The 13867-nt window shown below is 44.3% G+C and carries 21 protein-coding genes and 1 riboswitch; of the genes, 16 read left to right on the forward strand and 5 right to left on the reverse strand.

Annotated elements, in window-relative coordinates:
• The first annotated feature begins 98 nt into the window (after positions 1 to 98).
• The 3 genes from BLT53_RS17390 (at position 99) to BLT53_RS17400 (ending at position 1853) form a co-directional block, all read left to right on the forward strand.
• The gene (locus BLT53_RS17390; RefSeq protein WP_090236988.1) at positions 99 to 647 is read left to right on the forward strand and encodes a hypothetical protein; all 549 of its coding nucleotides are present in this window, start codon (positions 99 to 101) and stop codon (positions 645 to 647) included.
• A gap of 16 nt (positions 648 to 663) precedes the next feature.
• Complete coding sequence (locus tag BLT53_RS17395) at positions 664 to 1140, forward strand: hypothetical protein (RefSeq protein WP_090236989.1); 477 nt, start codon at positions 664 to 666, stop codon at positions 1138 to 1140.
• Positions 1141 to 1235: 95 nt separating this feature from the next.
• Positions 1236 to 1853 carry an NUDIX hydrolase gene (locus BLT53_RS17400; RefSeq protein ID WP_090236991.1) on the forward strand — a complete coding sequence of 206 codons (618 nt, stop codon included), beginning with the start codon at positions 1236 to 1238 and terminating at the stop codon, positions 1851 to 1853.
• A gap of 26 nt (positions 1854 to 1879) precedes the next feature.
• Here the strand turns inward: BLT53_RS17400 and BLT53_RS17405 are convergent, their stop codons facing one another.
• The gene (locus BLT53_RS17405; protein WP_090236992.1) at positions 1880 to 2275 is read right to left on the reverse strand and encodes a hypothetical protein; all 396 of its coding nucleotides are present in this window, start codon (positions 2273 to 2275) and stop codon (positions 1880 to 1882) included.
• 115 nt (positions 2276 to 2390) lie between these two features.
• Between BLT53_RS17405 and BLT53_RS17410 the strand changes: the two genes are divergently transcribed.
• Positions 2391 to 2621 carry a hypothetical protein gene (locus BLT53_RS17410; protein WP_090236993.1) on the forward strand — a complete coding sequence of 77 codons (231 nt, stop codon included), beginning with the start codon at positions 2391 to 2393 and terminating at the stop codon, positions 2619 to 2621.
• Here the strand turns inward: BLT53_RS17410 and BLT53_RS17415 are convergent.
• Positions 2618 to 3112 carry an Hsp20/alpha crystallin family protein gene (locus tag BLT53_RS17415; protein ID WP_090236995.1) on the reverse strand — a complete coding sequence of 165 codons (495 nt, stop codon included), beginning with the start codon at positions 3110 to 3112 and terminating at the stop codon, positions 2618 to 2620. The two genes, BLT53_RS17410 and BLT53_RS17415, sit on opposite strands and share 4 nt — an antisense overlap.
• 78 nt (positions 3113 to 3190) lie before the next feature.
• Here BLT53_RS17415 and BLT53_RS17420 point away from each other — a divergent pair, with 78 nt between their 5' ends.
• The 9 genes from BLT53_RS17420 (at position 3191) to BLT53_RS17460 (ending at position 8504) form a co-directional block, all read left to right on the forward strand.
• The gene (locus tag BLT53_RS17420; RefSeq protein WP_061974938.1) at positions 3191 to 3454 is read left to right on the forward strand and encodes a hypothetical protein; all 264 of its coding nucleotides are present in this window, start codon (positions 3191 to 3193) and stop codon (positions 3452 to 3454) included.
• Positions 3455 to 3477: 23 nt separating this feature from the next.
• Positions 3478 to 3711: a hypothetical protein gene (locus tag BLT53_RS17425; RefSeq protein WP_061975071.1), complete on the forward strand. Its 234-nt coding sequence runs from the start codon at positions 3478 to 3480 to the stop codon at positions 3709 to 3711.
• A 102-nt stretch (positions 3712 to 3813) separates the two neighbouring features.
• Positions 3814 to 4584 (forward strand): GNAT family N-acetyltransferase, encoded by a 771-nt coding sequence (locus tag BLT53_RS17430; RefSeq protein WP_090236996.1) that lies wholly within the window; start codon positions 3814 to 3816, stop codon positions 4582 to 4584.
• A gap of 131 nt (positions 4585 to 4715) precedes the next feature.
• Positions 4716 to 5588, forward strand: coding sequence for an SDR family oxidoreductase (locus tag BLT53_RS17435; protein WP_090236998.1), 873 nt, complete (start codon positions 4716 to 4718; stop codon positions 5586 to 5588).
• 118 nt (positions 5589 to 5706) lie between these two features.
• On the forward strand, positions 5707 to 6204 hold the full coding sequence (locus BLT53_RS17440) for a GNAT family N-acetyltransferase (RefSeq protein ID WP_170834415.1): 498 nt from the start codon (positions 5707 to 5709) through the stop codon (positions 6202 to 6204).
• Positions 6201 to 6689, forward strand: coding sequence for a DinB family protein (locus BLT53_RS17445; RefSeq protein ID WP_090237000.1), 489 nt, complete (start codon positions 6201 to 6203; stop codon positions 6687 to 6689). Before BLT53_RS17440 ends, BLT53_RS17445 begins: the two co-directional genes overlap by 4 nt.
• A 66-nt stretch (positions 6690 to 6755) precedes the next feature.
• A complete protein-coding gene (locus tag BLT53_RS17450; RefSeq protein ID WP_090237001.1) occupies positions 6756 to 7370 on the forward strand; it encodes a PH domain-containing protein in 615 nt (204 codons plus the stop codon).
• Between the two features lie 140 nt (positions 7371 to 7510).
• Positions 7511 to 7891: a YkvA family protein gene (locus tag BLT53_RS17455; RefSeq protein ID WP_061974926.1), complete on the forward strand. Its 381-nt coding sequence runs from the start codon at positions 7511 to 7513 to the stop codon at positions 7889 to 7891.
• Between the two features lie 10 nt (positions 7892 to 7901).
• On the forward strand, positions 7902 to 8504 hold the full coding sequence (locus BLT53_RS17460; RefSeq protein ID WP_090237003.1) for a transglutaminase-like domain-containing protein: 603 nt from the start codon (positions 7902 to 7904) through the stop codon (positions 8502 to 8504).
• Between the two features lie 112 nt (positions 8505 to 8616).
• On the opposite strand, the gene BLT53_RS17465 is transcribed toward BLT53_RS17460, so the two are convergent.
• Positions 8617 to 9057: an Rrf2 family transcriptional regulator gene (locus BLT53_RS17465; RefSeq protein ID WP_090237004.1), complete on the reverse strand. Its 441-nt coding sequence runs from the start codon at positions 9055 to 9057 to the stop codon at positions 8617 to 8619.
• Between the two features lie 147 nt (positions 9058 to 9204).
• Here BLT53_RS17465 and BLT53_RS17470 point away from each other — a divergent pair, with 147 nt between their 5' ends.
• On the forward strand, positions 9205 to 9849 hold the full coding sequence (locus tag BLT53_RS17470) for an NAD(P)-dependent oxidoreductase (protein ID WP_090237005.1): 645 nt from the start codon (positions 9205 to 9207) through the stop codon (positions 9847 to 9849).
• A gap of 87 nt (positions 9850 to 9936) precedes the next feature.
• Here BLT53_RS17470 and BLT53_RS24775 read toward each other — a convergent pair whose 3' ends face one another.
• Positions 9937 to 10065, reverse strand: a complete 129-nt coding sequence (locus BLT53_RS24775; RefSeq protein ID WP_139168432.1) for a hypothetical protein — start codon at positions 10063 to 10065, stop codon at positions 9937 to 9939.
• A gap of 128 nt (positions 10066 to 10193) precedes the next feature.
• A riboswitch (cyclic di-AMP (ydaO/yuaA leader) is annotated at positions 10194 to 10337 on the forward strand.
• A gap of 120 nt (positions 10338 to 10457) precedes the next feature.
• On the opposite strand from BLT53_RS24775, the gene BLT53_RS17475 reads away from it, so the two are divergent.
• Positions 10458 to 12281 carry an APC family permease gene (locus BLT53_RS17475; RefSeq protein ID WP_090237006.1) on the forward strand — a complete coding sequence of 608 codons (1824 nt, stop codon included), beginning with the start codon at positions 10458 to 10460 and terminating at the stop codon, positions 12279 to 12281.
• A gap of 61 nt (positions 12282 to 12342) precedes the next feature.
• Here BLT53_RS17475 and BLT53_RS17480 read toward each other — a convergent pair whose 3' ends face one another.
• Positions 12343 to 13326: an arsenic resistance protein gene (locus tag BLT53_RS17480; protein ID WP_090237008.1), complete on the reverse strand. Its 984-nt coding sequence runs from the start codon at positions 13324 to 13326 to the stop codon at positions 12343 to 12345.
• Positions 13327 to 13474: 148 nt separating this feature from the next.
• On the opposite strand from BLT53_RS17480, the gene BLT53_RS17485 reads away from it, so the two are divergent.
• The gene (locus BLT53_RS17485; RefSeq protein WP_090237010.1) at positions 13475 to 13855 is read left to right on the forward strand and encodes a VOC family protein; all 381 of its coding nucleotides are present in this window, start codon (positions 13475 to 13477) and stop codon (positions 13853 to 13855) included.
• Positions 13856 to 13867: the final 12 nt, after the last annotated feature.

Raw genomic sequence — 13867 nt, forward strand, 5'->3', positions numbered from 1 at the left:
TGTAGCCACAAAAAACGTCGAAACTTGCGTACGATTGCTTGTCCGGAAGTCCCTGGAAAAATGGTATGATTTAGGTAACAGAATAGGGGGTGGGGGCATTGAGAAAAGCAGGGGCAGTTGCAGCGGCATTGCTTGTAACCGTGTTAACTTCATGTCAGGGTTCCATGCTGGCGGATGGCGAACTTAAGCTGGACACGCATTCGAAAGGTCATTATCCACGGTCATACAAACCGGTTTCCATTGATAAAAGCGAGGATGTTCTACCATTTGAACCACACCTTCCACAATACATTCCGTACAAATACAAAGAGCCCAAAGTGGTGATCACCGACTGGGGAAAAAAAGAAAAACTTCAGCTGGAGATGCAGTACATAAGGAAAGACGAAAATACACAAAAAGGCTTTATAGCGATTAAAATTTTCAATCATAAAAATTTAGTGAGTGATTTGATCAAGCAGAAAAAATATGAAGAAACGCTAAAGCTGGCTGATGGGAAAAAAGCCTACTTTGCCTACTTTGGAAACTATGCCGAACTGTTTTGGGTTCGGGATGGGGAGGAGTATGATCTTCGGCACATGTTTGCCTCAGAGTACACCCAAAAGCAGTTAAAAAAAGAGCTTCTCGGAATTGCTAATTCGATCGAGTAGAAGGGGACAGCGGCTTATGAAAATGCTAAAATGTGTTTCAGTCATGTTTGCCTTGCTCCTGGCAGGCCAATTTTTTTCTAAAAGTCTTGTTTCAGCCAGTTGGGCCTATCCTTTTGTGGTCTGGGATCATTACACCTATTCCATTAGTGAGGAATATGTGGATCAAGTGGGAAAAGAGATCGGTGAGGTGACAAAGCATTCCGACCAGGAAGGAGAATACACCGGTAACTTCTCCAATCAATATAAAAAAGGAACAAAGTATTTCGAGATCAAAGGCGTTAGCACCGACAAGGCGATTGCCGTTGAGGAGCCTGGTGGAAAATATATAAAAGCCATCCGGGAACATAAATATCAAGAAGCCGGCATGGTGGCCAACTTTATGAGGGAAGCCGAGGCCAATCCATGGATTAGTTTTTTTGTATTGATAGGAGCAGCCGCTGTCCTGATCGTTTCATGGAGATCATTGAAAAGCAAATTTCATATAGAAGACTGAAAATAAGGCTGGCTCTCCTGGAGCCGGTCTTTTAACGTGATGAACTGATACAATGAGATGGATACTTTAGAACATGTTTGAAGGAGCCGTAACATATGAACAGTGAGGTTGTAAGAATATTCGATGATCAGATGAAGTGTATAGGCCAGAAAACAAGAGAACAAGTACATAGAGACGGAGTCTGGCATGAAACGTTTCATTGCTGGTTTACTTTGTTGGAAGGATCAGAGCATTATATACTGCTACAAAAACGGGCAGAAGTGAAAAAGGATTATCCGGGTCTGTTGGACATTACATCGGCCGGACACTTAATGGCCGATGAAAGGGTTCACGATGGGACAAGGGAGATTGAGGAGGAACTGGGCGTTTCCATCCCCTTTGAAGAGCTCATTCCACTTGGAATCATTAAAGGGGAAATTAAACAGGATAACATGTGGGACCGTGAATATTGCCATGTTTATATGTACAATTGCGACCAGATGCCGGCCTTTATTCTTCAAAAGGAAGAGGTAGATGCCATTTATAAAATCAGATTGCAGGATGGAGTGGATCTGTTTACTGACAATAAAGCGAAAATTGAGGCTGTTGAGGTTTATCCGGGTCAACAGAAAAAGCGGGTGGACAAAACGGATTTTGTAGATCAAGTTGATTATTATACTGACGTATTTGAGCGGATACAGGATGAGGTAGAGAAGGAACAAAACAAGGACTAAATAGCCCCCAAGGCTATTCAGTCCCTTTATGTGGAAGGGCGGCCCTTGATTGAATAGCTTGGTCCGTCCTTTTTTTGCTGGATTTTATCCTTTTTAGCGGCCATTTTTTGCATGGCATCATGGGCAGTTTTGGACTCGCCGTTATCTGGCTGCAGGCTCATTCCCTGTCCGTAGTTGGCACCGATGTTCAATTTGCCGCTCAAATCCTTGATGCCAAGGTTGGCGAAGTTATTCGTCAGATCGTATTTATCAATTCTCAGGGTTTCGATGTTGATATGTTCAATGACAACAGGCGGCGTGCTATCGTTGTCTTTTTTAAATTCCGAAAGCTCGGCCTGCAGCTGCTTGAGGTGCAGGTGAATTTCCTCCATGTTTTTATCATGATTTGTAATGGCGTTGAGTATGGTTTTAAAAAAAGGCATAGGCTACCCCGCGCTTCCGTTAGCATTGATGATCGGCTTGTACTTTAGTCTATGAATAAATAAGGATAACATGTCTGTTTTCTCCATTATCCAAAAAGAGAAAGGAAGGATACGAATGAAATTTTCCTCTTCTAAGGTGAATCTTGGGTTTCTCGATCTGAACAAAATGGGCAACAATTGCTTGCTTTCGTTTGGCCAGACGGTTCGAAGCCGGGTCTATAATACGACGAAAAAGAATTCGGCTTTTGGCGAGAGCAATGGCGATTTTTCTCTGCATACAGGTGAGACATACAGAACCAACGATAATGATGTAATGGATAGTGACACGGAAAACAATCGTCTCTAGTCAATCCGGATATTTCGTTCAGGGGCCAGATTGCGCATAATCCTCACTTCCAGTATACCATTGAAAAAACGGGCGGCCGTGCGGGTCTCATTAATCAGCTCGGGAAGCTGAATGGTCCGCTCAAAATGACCGGTGGGCCGTTCCGCTTTAACCATTGTAGCATCCTTGTAGGGAGAGTGAAGCACTCCTTTGATCGTCAGGCTGTTGGCCGACATGGAGAGGTTCACATCTTCCTTCCGGATGCCGGGAAGATCAACCACAACCATCCATTCCCGGTTGTTCGTATAAATGTCGACCTTAGGAAATTCCGCCTGAGAGGACGGTGCACTCTGGTTGGGCTGGTAATGGTTATACCGGTGCCGTGCATCCTGCTGGTTATTGACCTGGCCAATTTGGCCGCCCGGCGGGCCATCAAAAATACTGTTCCAAAAGTCGTTTCCCTGTACCTTCTGAGCGAGCTCCAGCCACTGTTTCAGTTTATCGACGTCCATTCGTTGCCACCTCCAGATTCAAGCAAACATATTTACAGGGAACAAACATATATTTAGGGGAAAAGGAGGGAGAAATTAGTGGGTTCACCTTCTATTGTTATAAATATTTTTCTTTTTAAAATTAATTCCTTTGAAAATGCGTCGGCTGTGAATATTGGAGAGAATTACTTGTCTGACTGGCACAATTCAGATAAAAAAAATCAGGGGTTCGGCCAGAGCTTTGGAGATGATGCCAGGTTTATCGGCAATGACAATTCGGTGGATGACCGGGATGCCGTCGATTCCCCGGTTACACAATCATCCTACGGACGGGAGATTCCATCGCTGATTGAGAAGGTCTGACAAAAAAGCAGGAGGTTCACATGGTGCTGTTTTCACCCATGGTCGTCAACATGCTTGGGTTTAAAGTCAATACAATGGACCGTTCGGCCACTCTTGGCTTTGGGCCGGTCCAGCAGCTGGACCTGTTCAGCTCGAACAAAATCAATCAGGGATTCGGGGAGGATAACGGTGACCTTACCGTCGTTAACCTGCCGATTATCTGGGTGGCTGATCAGGATGTCATCGATTCAAACTCTGTTAAGAATAGTGTGCTGTAGCATAAGAGCCGTCCTTGAACGGCTCTTTTTTCATTCAGTGGCCGGAAGGAATTTGATAGGAGGGAGAGAAGGTTTCATCAGAAAATGATGGGGAGGCAGAACATGGATCCTTTTAAAAAATGCAGCAGGGACGATGTAAAAGAGTTAATGGAGGAATACATACAAACCTTAAGCTCGCCAATTGATTCCTTTTTAGAAAATCATATTTTGAAATCGGAGTTCAATCAGATGTACAACGGTTCAACCATAATCGGGTATTTTGCCATCCATGACGAGGAAAAGATGACCCAGTTTTATATCCGTCAATCGTATCTTCATCTGGCTCAGGATAGGTTTAAACAGGTGCTGGAGTGCTATTCGGTCCGATCCTTATTTGTACCAACATCTGACGAACTCTTTTTGAGCTTGGCAGCGGATCAGGATTATAAGATCGAAAAACAAGCCTATTTCTTTCAGGACAGTAAACAACAGGGAGTGCCGGAAAGTCTCTATCCCGGCGGGGAGTTCCGGCTGGCAAGATCAGAAGATATTCCTGAAATCATAGCGGTTTCCGGCGATTTTTTTCAGCAGGTCGAAGAATTAGTAGAAAAAGAAGAATTGTTTACTTTCATGAAGGAAGATACTCTGCTGGGAATCGGAGTCTGGGAACACAGCAAGCTCCTCACGGGGTATGCAAGCATCGGTATGTTCACCAAAGAGGGGTACCGTCAGCAGGGAGTCGGTCAAACCATCATCCATCATTTGAAACAATGGTGTTACGAGCATAATATGATCCCCATTTGCGGCTGCTGGTACTACAATACCAACTCCAAAAAGACGCTGGAACGGGCGGGTATGGTGACAAAAACAAGATTATTAAACTTTGTCAGATGACAGGGGAATGTGCCGAAACTAAAAAATAATGGAAGAAAAAACAAGCGAAGAGAACGAACTGTGGTTTATCTCCCCGCAGGATGTGGAAAAGTACATTGTTAAATTTTCCAATCAGACAGGGAGGCTTCAGTATGGACCAGGATCAACAGCGTTATCCAACCGATACACCGCCCGAACAGCAAAACCGGCTGCCGGGCATTGAAGAAGACATGTATTTGCGCCCGCAGTTTGACCGTGCGGAATATAGGGCATCAGGCAAATTAAAGGATAAAGTGGCACTGATTACCGGAGGCGACAGCGGGATCGGACGGGCTGTTGCTTCGTTATATGCGAAGGAAGGCGCCCATGTGGCGATCGTGTACTACGACGAGCACAGGGATGCCGAGTTTACGAAGGAAGAGGTAGAAAAAGAAGGAGCAGAATGTCTTCTTATTCCTGGAGATTTGCGGAAGGAAGCGTTCGCCAAGGAAGCGGTTCAGAAGACAATTGAGAAATTCGGCAAGCTGGATATTCTCGTCAGCAATGCCGCTACAGCAATTTTAAAGGACCAGATTGAGGATGTTCATTGCGAGGACTTTGTCACCACCTTTGAAACGAATGTGTTTGGCGCCTTCTACATCACCAAAGAGGCCGTTCCTCATTTGAAAGAAGGCAGCACCATCATTTTTACGACCTCTGACTCGGCCTACAAAGGGCAGAAGAACGGGTTGGATTATGCATCCTCCAAGGCAGCTGTTCTTGGTTTTATGAGATCACTCTCGCTTCAGCTCGTCGACCGGGGCATCCGGGTAAATGGAATTTCGCCGGGACCGATTTGGACACCACTTATTCCGGCGAGCCAGCCAAGATCCACGGTGGATACCTTTGGCCAGGAAACTCCCATGAAACGGGTTGGTCAGCCGGAAGAGCTGGCACCGGGCTATGTGCTTTTGGCTTCGGACGATTCCTCTTACATGTCGGGGCAAGTCATTCATATTAATGGCGGTATGGTCGTCAATGGATAAATGATTTCAGACAGGCAGCCTTCGCTGCCTGTCTTTTTTTATGGGTGAAAAAGGGATTCCAAACAGCAGAAGAGAATGTAATGGATGGGGAAATTTGACGCCCGGAGGAGGGATGCCCATGGAACTGACACTTGGAAAAGCAACGCTTGAAAATAAGAACGTACTAAAACAAATGCTGGAGCTGTACCGCTACGATTTCAGCGAATTTGACAGCTCGGATCTGAATGAAGACGGCCAGTATGGCTATGCCTATTTGGATGACTACTGGCAAGAGGAAGGGCGTCATCCCTTTTTTATAAAAGTGGACAACCGGTATGCGGGATTTGTGCTTGTCCGAAAAATCAGAGATACGTATGCGATCGCTGAGTTTTTTGTTATGAAGAAATACCGCAAAATGGGGATTGGCCGGCAAGCGGCTTTTCTTACGTTTGACCGGTTTCCGGGCAAATGGGATGTCGCGCAGATTCCAAAGAACAAACCGGCACAATCCTTTTGGGTCCGGATCATTGATGACTATACCAACGGAGAATTTACTGATCAGTTTTCTGACACCGATCAGGTTCGGTATCAGACATTTACAACATCCAAAACAGTTACCAGGGAGGCCGTAAAATGAACGCAAAAGAAGTGCTGCTTGAACAGCTGGACGCGTTAGAAAACAATCACTGGTTTGTATCATTGAAAAACTCGCTCGTAGGGCTTACCGATGAGCAGGCAGCGTGGAAAGAAACGGCGGAAAGCAATTCGATCCGCGAGATTGCCAATCATCTCATTTATTGGAATGAACTTTACTTGAACCGCTTTCACAGTCCGGAGCCAGCAACAGGTGTGAGCCTGGAGAACGATGATACATTTCAGGATCAGGAAGAACTGGACTGGAAGCAGACGATGGACAAGCTGAATAATCTTACCGCACAGTGGCGTGAAGCAGTGGAAGCTGCAGACGAGGCGCGGTTTGACGAGAATGCCTATAGAAACCGGGAAGCTGCATGGGGCAGTGTCATCGCCAACCTGACCATTCATGTGGCCTACCATACCGGCCAGATTTTGTTCGCCCGTAAAAAGCAGGGCAGCTGGAATCCGGAAAACGGAGTCCACTAAGCAATGAAACTTTTTAAACTATGATATCGTATATAGGATAGATCGTAACAAGGAGAGGAAGAAATAATGTTAAAGCGCCTAGCTTCAGATGCATTGGGATTAAGTGATGTCGGGAGTGTGATCAAGCCGGTCGATTACGACAAGGTGGACGCCGATGATTACGTTTTTCATGAGGACAATGAGAAGATCTATTTTCTGATCAAGTCAAAAACAGATGAATACTGCTTTACGAACCGTGCGCTCATTCATTTGGACGGAACGAGCGCAGTCAGCAAAAAACGCATGCTTCACCGCTACAGCTACAGCGAGAACACGATTTCAAACGTTTCTTTGGAGACTGCGGGAACGGTGGATCTCGACGTGGAAATCAAATTTGTGATCGGGTCGGTTCCGTTTTCTATCGATGTGCACAAAAAACACATTGAAGAACTGAAGGATCTGTATAAGTCCCTTTGTAAAATTGCGGAGATTGCTCATGAGAATGAGTTTGCCCTTCAATATGCCCAGCAGAGCATCAATGTCGCATCCACGACTCTCAGCCGCATCCAAAGCAAGGAAAACGAACTGGTCGACAGCTTCAACCAGTTGAATGATGCCGCCTTTACGTGGCTCATGGAAAGCCGTAAAGAGTATCACGTAAAAGATTACGGCTATGTATTTGAAAAGTATATTAATAATTAAGTAAGGCAGGCTGCATACAGCGGCCTGTTTTTTTATGCAAAAGAGATTAAGCGGTTTTCTTTAGTAATGGAATATATTTGAAAGAGGATTTAGTCTGGCTAGTGAAGAAGCATAGGAAATCACCCATGTATGGAGGACCTATGAATAAATTAAAATCCTGGGCCAGAAAACTGAAACGACAGATTTATATTTTGTACTTTGCCTGCAGAGATAACAGGGTCTCCTGGTATGCTAAAGCATTTACCGCAATGGTGGTAGCTTATGCTTTCAGCCCGATTGATCTTATTCCTGACTTTATACCGGTTCTTGGGTTATTGGATGATATCATCCTGGTACCTGCTGGGATCTGGCTGGCTTTGAAAATGATACCCAATCATGTTCTGAACGATTGTGAGGAAAGGGCAGAAGAACTGATCAGACAGAAAAAGCCGAAGAACTGGATGGCGGGCGGACTCATTCTGCTGGTCTGGGCTTTGATTTTTGTATGGATTATTGTAAAGGCCGTAAAAATTTATACATAAGGAGACAGGCATGATAAGTGAGTCAGAACAGCTAGATGATTATTTACGCGAAACGGAAGTCGTAGATTTTTCCCACGCTGCTATTGCTGCATTGGCGGACAAACTTTTTCACCCCTCTCAAACTGAGCTGGAAAAGGTAAAAATAGTGTTTGAATACGTCCGCGATGAAATCGCACACTCATGGGATATACAAAGCAGGAGGATTACGTGTTCAGCGTCTGATGTGCTTACTCATAAAGAAGGGATCTGCTATGCAAAATCCAATCTGCTGGCCGCTCTGTTGAGAAGGGAAGGAATACCGGCGGGTTTCTGTTATCAACGGCTGATGCTTTTTGATACACCAGATAAAGGATATTGTATTCATGCATTAAATGGGGTTTATTTAAAATCCCTGAAGAAGTGGGTCCGTCTGGACGGGAGAGGCAATAAAGAGGGAGTGTCTGCGGAGTTTTCCGTTGATCAAGAAAAGCTGGCATTTGCAGTTCAACCAGAGCAGGGCGAAAAGGATTATCCGGTGATTTACGCTGCTCCGCATTCCAAAACCATTGCGGTACTGAAGGAAAATGACGATGCACTTGATATGTATCTTAATGGTTTGCCAGAAAATCTGTAAACGGAAGGGCGAAAAAGAGCGAGGTAATCTCTGCTCTCCAGAATTCTTCTAAAATGACTCGAATAACCAATAAACTAATTTAAAAGGCATCCATTTGATCTGGATGCCTTTTTCACTTACTGTTTCGTTTTTCTTTTTCTTCAATATCCTTTACCACATCCGCGATCGTTACATTGCTCAATGCTTTTTCCAAAGCGCTTTGAGCGATGGAAAGTATAGGGATGATGGTCTCCTGGATATTGCGGCCGACCCTACATTCAGGATTGGGGTGGTCATGAACACTGAACAGTTCATTTTCCTGCACGACATTGACGGCCTTATAGACATCCAGAAGGGTAATTTCATTGAGGTTCTTCGCCAGTTCTGCACCAGCTACTCCGGGCCGGACGTTGACGAGCCCTGCATTTTTTAGCATTCCCATAATTTTTCGGATAACAGCGGGATTGGTATTTACACTTCCTGCGATAAACTCAGATGATTTTGTTTCACTTTTATCAATCTCCAGGAGAGAGAGTATATGAACGCCTACAGAAAATCGGCTGCTGATGGACAAATTGATCACCTTCTTTATAGTTGCGGATAACGTTTAACGTATAGTACTAGTATAGCTTAAGTTCAACCTGTTGACAAAACAGTTACATGTAATTAAAATGATTACAAGTAAAAGCAATGATTAATTTTTTAATGGAGGGAACAGCAGATGAAGAAAATTGGAGTTATTGGTGCGACCGGTAAAGTTGGAAGTCTTATTATCAATGAAGCGATAGAAAGGGGACATGAAGCGACGGCCATCGTCCGGAATGCGGCCAAGGTCAAAAATGAGAAAGCAAAAGTACTGGAAAGGAATATCTTCGATCTGAAGACAGAAGACTTAAAAGGCTTCGATGTGGTTGTTAATGCATTTAATGCACCTCCTGGTGAGGAGCATCAGCATGTTAAAGTCGGCCATCTTTTAATCGAGGCTATAAAAAGGTCACCGCAAACCAAGCTTTTTGTAGTGGGAGGCGCTGGCAGCCTGTTTGTAGATGAGGCGCAAACGACCCGCATGTTGGAAACTCCTGACTTTCCAGAAGCGTATTACCCAACTGCTTCAAAGGCGGCTGAAAATTTGAAGGAATTGCAAGGTTCAGAGGGGATCAGCTGGACATATCTTAGCCCCGCCGCCTTTTTCAATCCAAATGGCAAACGTACTGGTTCCTATCAAAAAGGGAAAGATCAGATGATCCTGAATTCTGAAGGTGAAAGCTATATCAGCTATGCTGATTATGCGATTGCAGTGCTCGATGAAATTGAAAATCCTCAGCATGAAAATCAGCGTTTTACAGTAGTCGGCGAAAAAGAATAATGATAATATCGAATGCCATTAGTGAAAAGCTAATGGTATTTCTTTTGCAGAAGTATTACTTTGTAAAACTTAGTAACATAAATATTTTTAATCTGCTTCCATTTTCTCGGAAACATCTCCTTGTTCAAAAGCAGGACCGCCATATAATTCGTTAATTTCCTTTGCCAGCTGGTCGAGAAATTCGTCCGTTAAAAGTGGCTCTTTTTTCTCCGGCATGACACATCCTCCTATCAAAAGTAGGGTGATTTTCGAAGCTTATTATTAATAAGATTACCTGTGTTTAAAGGTTTTAATCTTTTTATTTACAATTGCCGAAAGCAGGAGTATGATATACGAAGTTTCAATTTCTTAAATCGCTGAAACCTTAGTGTGCGGGGGAACCATCTGGATGCATAAATCCATCCACGGGGTGAATCCTTTAAAAGGTAGGGCTACTCTTGAGGCCCGAATCCGACAGCTAACCCCGTAAGCGTTTTTAGAGACAAGAAGGTGAAGCTTGTGCGACTAAAATTATAATGTCCACAGGTCTATTTACGTCGGCTTGTGGGCTTTTTTGATACCTTTTTTTAGTCATCAAGAGATCAATTTTAAATGGCGGTGAATTCAATATGTTAACTTCCTTGAAGAGGTTATTGATCGGAAGACCACTCAAATCAACTGAGCTGGGGGAACAGAAGCTGAATAAAACGAAAGCTTTGGCCATTCTTTCTTCCGATGCTTTATCATCAGTTGCCTACGGGCCTGAACAAATATTGATTGTTTTATTTACCATAGGTGCAGCTGCCTTCTGGTATTCCATTCCGATTGCCGCCGGTGTACTCATTCTGCTTACTGCTCTCATCTTATCTTATCGGCAAATTATCTATGCGTACCCACATGGCGGAGGGGCTTATGTGGTCTCCAGGGACAATCTTGGGAAAAATCCGGGGTTAATTGCCGGCGGATCGCTGCTGGTGGATTACATATTAACGGTTGCGGTTAGTGTGTCCGCGGGTGCGGATGCGATTACTTCTGCGTTTCCCGCGCTGCATCCCTATAATCTGCCAATTTCAATCGTGTTTGTCCTGTTTCTGACTACCCTGAACTTAAGGGGAGTCACCGAGTCAGCTTCTGTGCTGGCTTATCCGGTTTATTTATTTGTTGTGGCCCTGATCGTCATGATCGGGGTTGGCGTATACAACAGTGTTACCGGCCATGTGCCTGAGAACTTGCATACACCAATCGGTACACCGGTAGCCGGAATCAGCCTTTTCCTGCTGCTGAAGGCTTTTGCATCAGGAAGTTCCGCCCTTACCGGTGTTGAGGCGATTTCAAACGCTATTCCAAACTTTAAGGATCCTGCACCACGGAATGCCTCACGAACGCTTATGGCAATGGGCGGACTGTTAGCTATTTTGTTCTCGGGGATTGTTTTTCTTGCCTATTATTACGGCATCACCCCGAATGCCACAGAAACGGTCGTTTCACAGATTGCGGATGACACGTTTGGCAGAACCTTTATGTATTTCTTTATTCAAGGTACAACCGCATTAATCCTTGTTTTGGCTGCAAATACTGGTTATTCCGCTTTTCCGCTGCTGGCGGTAAACCTGGCGAAGGATAAATTCATCCCGCGCATGTTCACGATCCGCGGTGACCGGCTCGGATACTCCAACGGTATTATCACGCTTGGAGTAGCAGCAATCCTTCTTCTTATTGTGTTCAACGGGAAAACCGAGCATCTCATTCCGCTGTATGCGGTCGGTGTATTTATCCCGTTCACCCTGTCCCAAACGGGAATGATCTTGAAATGGATGAGGGAAAAGCCACAAGGCTGGGTGCCAAAACTGATTACCAATGCTACGGGAGCACTTATTAGTTTCATCGTCACCATCATGTTCTTTTTAACCAAATTTCCGCAAGTGTGGCCGGTGCTCGTTTTCCTGCCGCTGATCGTTCTGCTGTTTCACCGAATCAAAACGCACTATGATCTTGTGGGTGAACAGCTGCGCATCAATCCGAATCAGCCGCCAAAACTTGTTGAAGGAAATGTAATTATTGTTCCTGTGGCAGGAATTACGAAGGTCGTTGAAAACTCAATTAACTTCGCAACTTCCCTTACGGACCAGGTCATTGCTGTTTATGTGGCTTTTGAACGGGAAGATGAACATGCGTTTGAAGAGAAATGGAAAAAGTGGCAGCCAAATGTACGGCTCGTTACTCTGCATTCCTCATACCGAAGCATCATTATGCCGCTTACGAAATTTATTGATACGGTCCAAAATAAAGCGGAAGAAAACAATTACCGGGTAACGGTATTGATTCCGCAGTTCATCACTAAAAAGAACTGGCATAACATTCTGCATAACCAGTCAAGTCTGCTCATCCGGGCCTATCTGCTGTTCAAGCGGGATGTCGTGGTGGCGACAGTGCCATTCCGGTTTAAAAAATAATATGGAACACAAAAGAACCCAACTTTAACCAGTTGGGTTTCTTTGTTTAGGTATGGACCAGTTAAGTTGTTTCCTTATCCTTACGTTCGCGTAAAAGAATATTTGGTACTAAGCGGATATAAATGAGTTCACCGGCAAGCTCGATGATGGTTTGTGTGACGATGATGGCCGCTACCAATGCGCTCAATTGACCCGGTAAGGCTAAAGCGAGAGGAAGCACGACAAGCGAGTTCCGTGTGGATCCGCTGAAAATCAGTGCACGGCCTGAACCAAGATCAAGGTTGAACCACTTGGCCATGAACCTGGAAATGAACGGCATCATGATCATAAAAGCAATATAGATAGGAATGACTTTCAGAATCAGGTCCATATTGGTTGATAATTTGCCGATTTGAGAAGATACAACGACAAAAAGCGTAAGTGCCATGAGTGGAACAGGAAGCCATGCTGATATATCTATGATTTTACTCCCGACAGATGCCTTTTTTGCAACTAGCTGCAGCATCACAGCAAGTCCTAAAGGGATAACAATGAGACCGAAAAAAGCTTCAAGGAACGGACGCGGGTCTACGATTTCTGCCGCGTCATTTCCAATAAACAGCCATAAATAAAGTGGTAGGAGCAGCATCTGCGTGATGAAGAGAATAGGTGTAGAAGTAAGGATAATCTTTTCATTTCCTCGTCCAAGGGCTGTAAAGACAATGACATAATCAATACATGGTGTAAGCAATACCAGATAGACTCCAAGCAATAACGGGGGATAGTCCGGAAGTAATTTTGACAGAAGCCATACCACAATCGGAACGGCAATATAGTTCACCGTTAATAACGCCCCAATAAAACGGCGATTAGCCAATGACTCCTTTAAAGAAGTAAATGGAATCTGTGAAAACATGCTATACATCAAGATAGCAATGACAAAGGAAATGGTGGCATCTAATTTTGCTCCAACTTCAGGAGCGGTTAATCCGAGCCCGGCTGCTCCTATCAGTACAATGACATACAGCCAAACTTGTTTGTTTTCTAATCTTTCTCTGGAAATCATTAAATTGGTTTCCCCTTTGTTGTATTCTGTAGTCCTAGTTGTCCTTACGCTACCATTTCGGTTGGTGAAAAATCAATAATAACCATTGTATAAAAAGGAAATGAAAGTTTGTTCTTGAAAATTAAATTATGTAGAAAGGAGAGGTACAATGCAAAAAGTAACGCCGTTTTTGTTGTTTGAAGGGAAAGCAGAAGAGGCGATCCGTTTTTATACTTCAACGTTCAAGGATTCAGAAGTTAAAACCATTTTGTACCAGGAAAATGGGATGGTGCTGCATGCGACGTTCACCATTAAAGGACAAACGGTGATGGCCATTGACAGCATTATTGAGCATGGTTTTACGTTTACTCCCGCTCTTTCGTTATTTATAGAATGTGATTCCGGCGAGGAACTGGAGGAACTACACCACAAACTGGCGGACAACGGGAAGGTGCTTATGCCGATTGCTGATACACCGATCAGTGAAAAGTTCTCCTGGGTCGAGGACCGCTATGGCGTCTCCTGGCAGCTGAACATGATGAAGAAATAGAAGAGATGAATA

The sequence above is a fragment of the Fictibacillus solisalsi genome (assembly GCF_900103485.1).
Classification (GTDB): domain Bacteria; phylum Bacillota; class Bacilli; order Bacillales; family Fictibacillaceae; genus Fictibacillus_C; species Fictibacillus_C solisalsi.

Excerpts from the sequence above, each read along its gene's own strand:
- BLT53_RS17485 (WP_090237010.1), top strand. The coding sequence starts at position 13,475 with ATGCAAAAAGTAACGCCGTTTTTGTTGTTTGAAGGGAAAGCAGAAGAG.
- BLT53_RS17445 (WP_090237000.1), top strand. The coding sequence starts at position 6,201 with ATGAACGCAAAAGAAGTGCTGCTTGAACAGCTGGACGCGTTAGAAAAC.
- BLT53_RS17395 (WP_090236989.1), top strand. The coding sequence starts at position 664 with ATGAAAATGCTAAAATGTGTTTCAGTCATGTTTGCCTTGCTCCTGGCA.
- BLT53_RS17415 (WP_090236995.1), bottom strand. The coding sequence starts at position 3,112 with ATGGACGTCGATAAACTGAAACAGTGGCTGGAGCTCGCTCAGAAGGTA.
- BLT53_RS17470 (WP_090237005.1), top strand. The coding sequence starts at position 9,205 with ATGAAGAAAATTGGAGTTATTGGTGCGACCGGTAAAGTTGGAAGTCTT.
- BLT53_RS17400 (WP_090236991.1), top strand. The coding sequence starts at position 1,236 with ATGAACAGTGAGGTTGTAAGAATATTCGATGATCAGATGAAGTGTATA.
- BLT53_RS17455 (WP_061974926.1), top strand. The coding sequence starts at position 7,511 with ATGAATAAATTAAAATCCTGGGCCAGAAAACTGAAACGACAGATTTAT.
- BLT53_RS17405 (WP_090236992.1), bottom strand. The coding sequence starts at position 2,275 with ATGCCTTTTTTTAAAACCATACTCAACGCCATTACAAATCATGATAAA.
- BLT53_RS17440 (WP_170834415.1), top strand. The coding sequence starts at position 5,707 with ATGGAACTGACACTTGGAAAAGCAACGCTTGAAAATAAGAACGTACTA.
- BLT53_RS17475 (WP_090237006.1), top strand. The coding sequence starts at position 10,458 with ATGTTAACTTCCTTGAAGAGGTTATTGATCGGAAGACCACTCAAATCA.
- BLT53_RS17435 (WP_090236998.1), top strand. The coding sequence starts at position 4,716 with ATGGACCAGGATCAACAGCGTTATCCAACCGATACACCGCCCGAACAG.
- BLT53_RS17460 (WP_090237003.1), top strand. The coding sequence starts at position 7,902 with ATGATAAGTGAGTCAGAACAGCTAGATGATTATTTACGCGAAACGGAA.
- BLT53_RS17430 (WP_090236996.1), top strand. The coding sequence starts at position 3,814 with ATGGATCCTTTTAAAAAATGCAGCAGGGACGATGTAAAAGAGTTAATG.
- BLT53_RS24775 (WP_139168432.1), bottom strand. The coding sequence starts at position 10,065 with ATGCCGGAGAAAAAAGAGCCACTTTTAACGGACGAATTTCTCGACCAG.
- BLT53_RS17480 (WP_090237008.1), bottom strand. The coding sequence starts at position 13,326 with ATGATTTCCAGAGAAAGATTAGAAAACAAACAAGTTTGGCTGTATGTC.
- BLT53_RS17450 (WP_090237001.1), top strand. The coding sequence starts at position 6,756 with ATGTTAAAGCGCCTAGCTTCAGATGCATTGGGATTAAGTGATGTCGGG.
- BLT53_RS17410 (WP_090236993.1), top strand. The coding sequence starts at position 2,391 with ATGAAATTTTCCTCTTCTAAGGTGAATCTTGGGTTTCTCGATCTGAAC.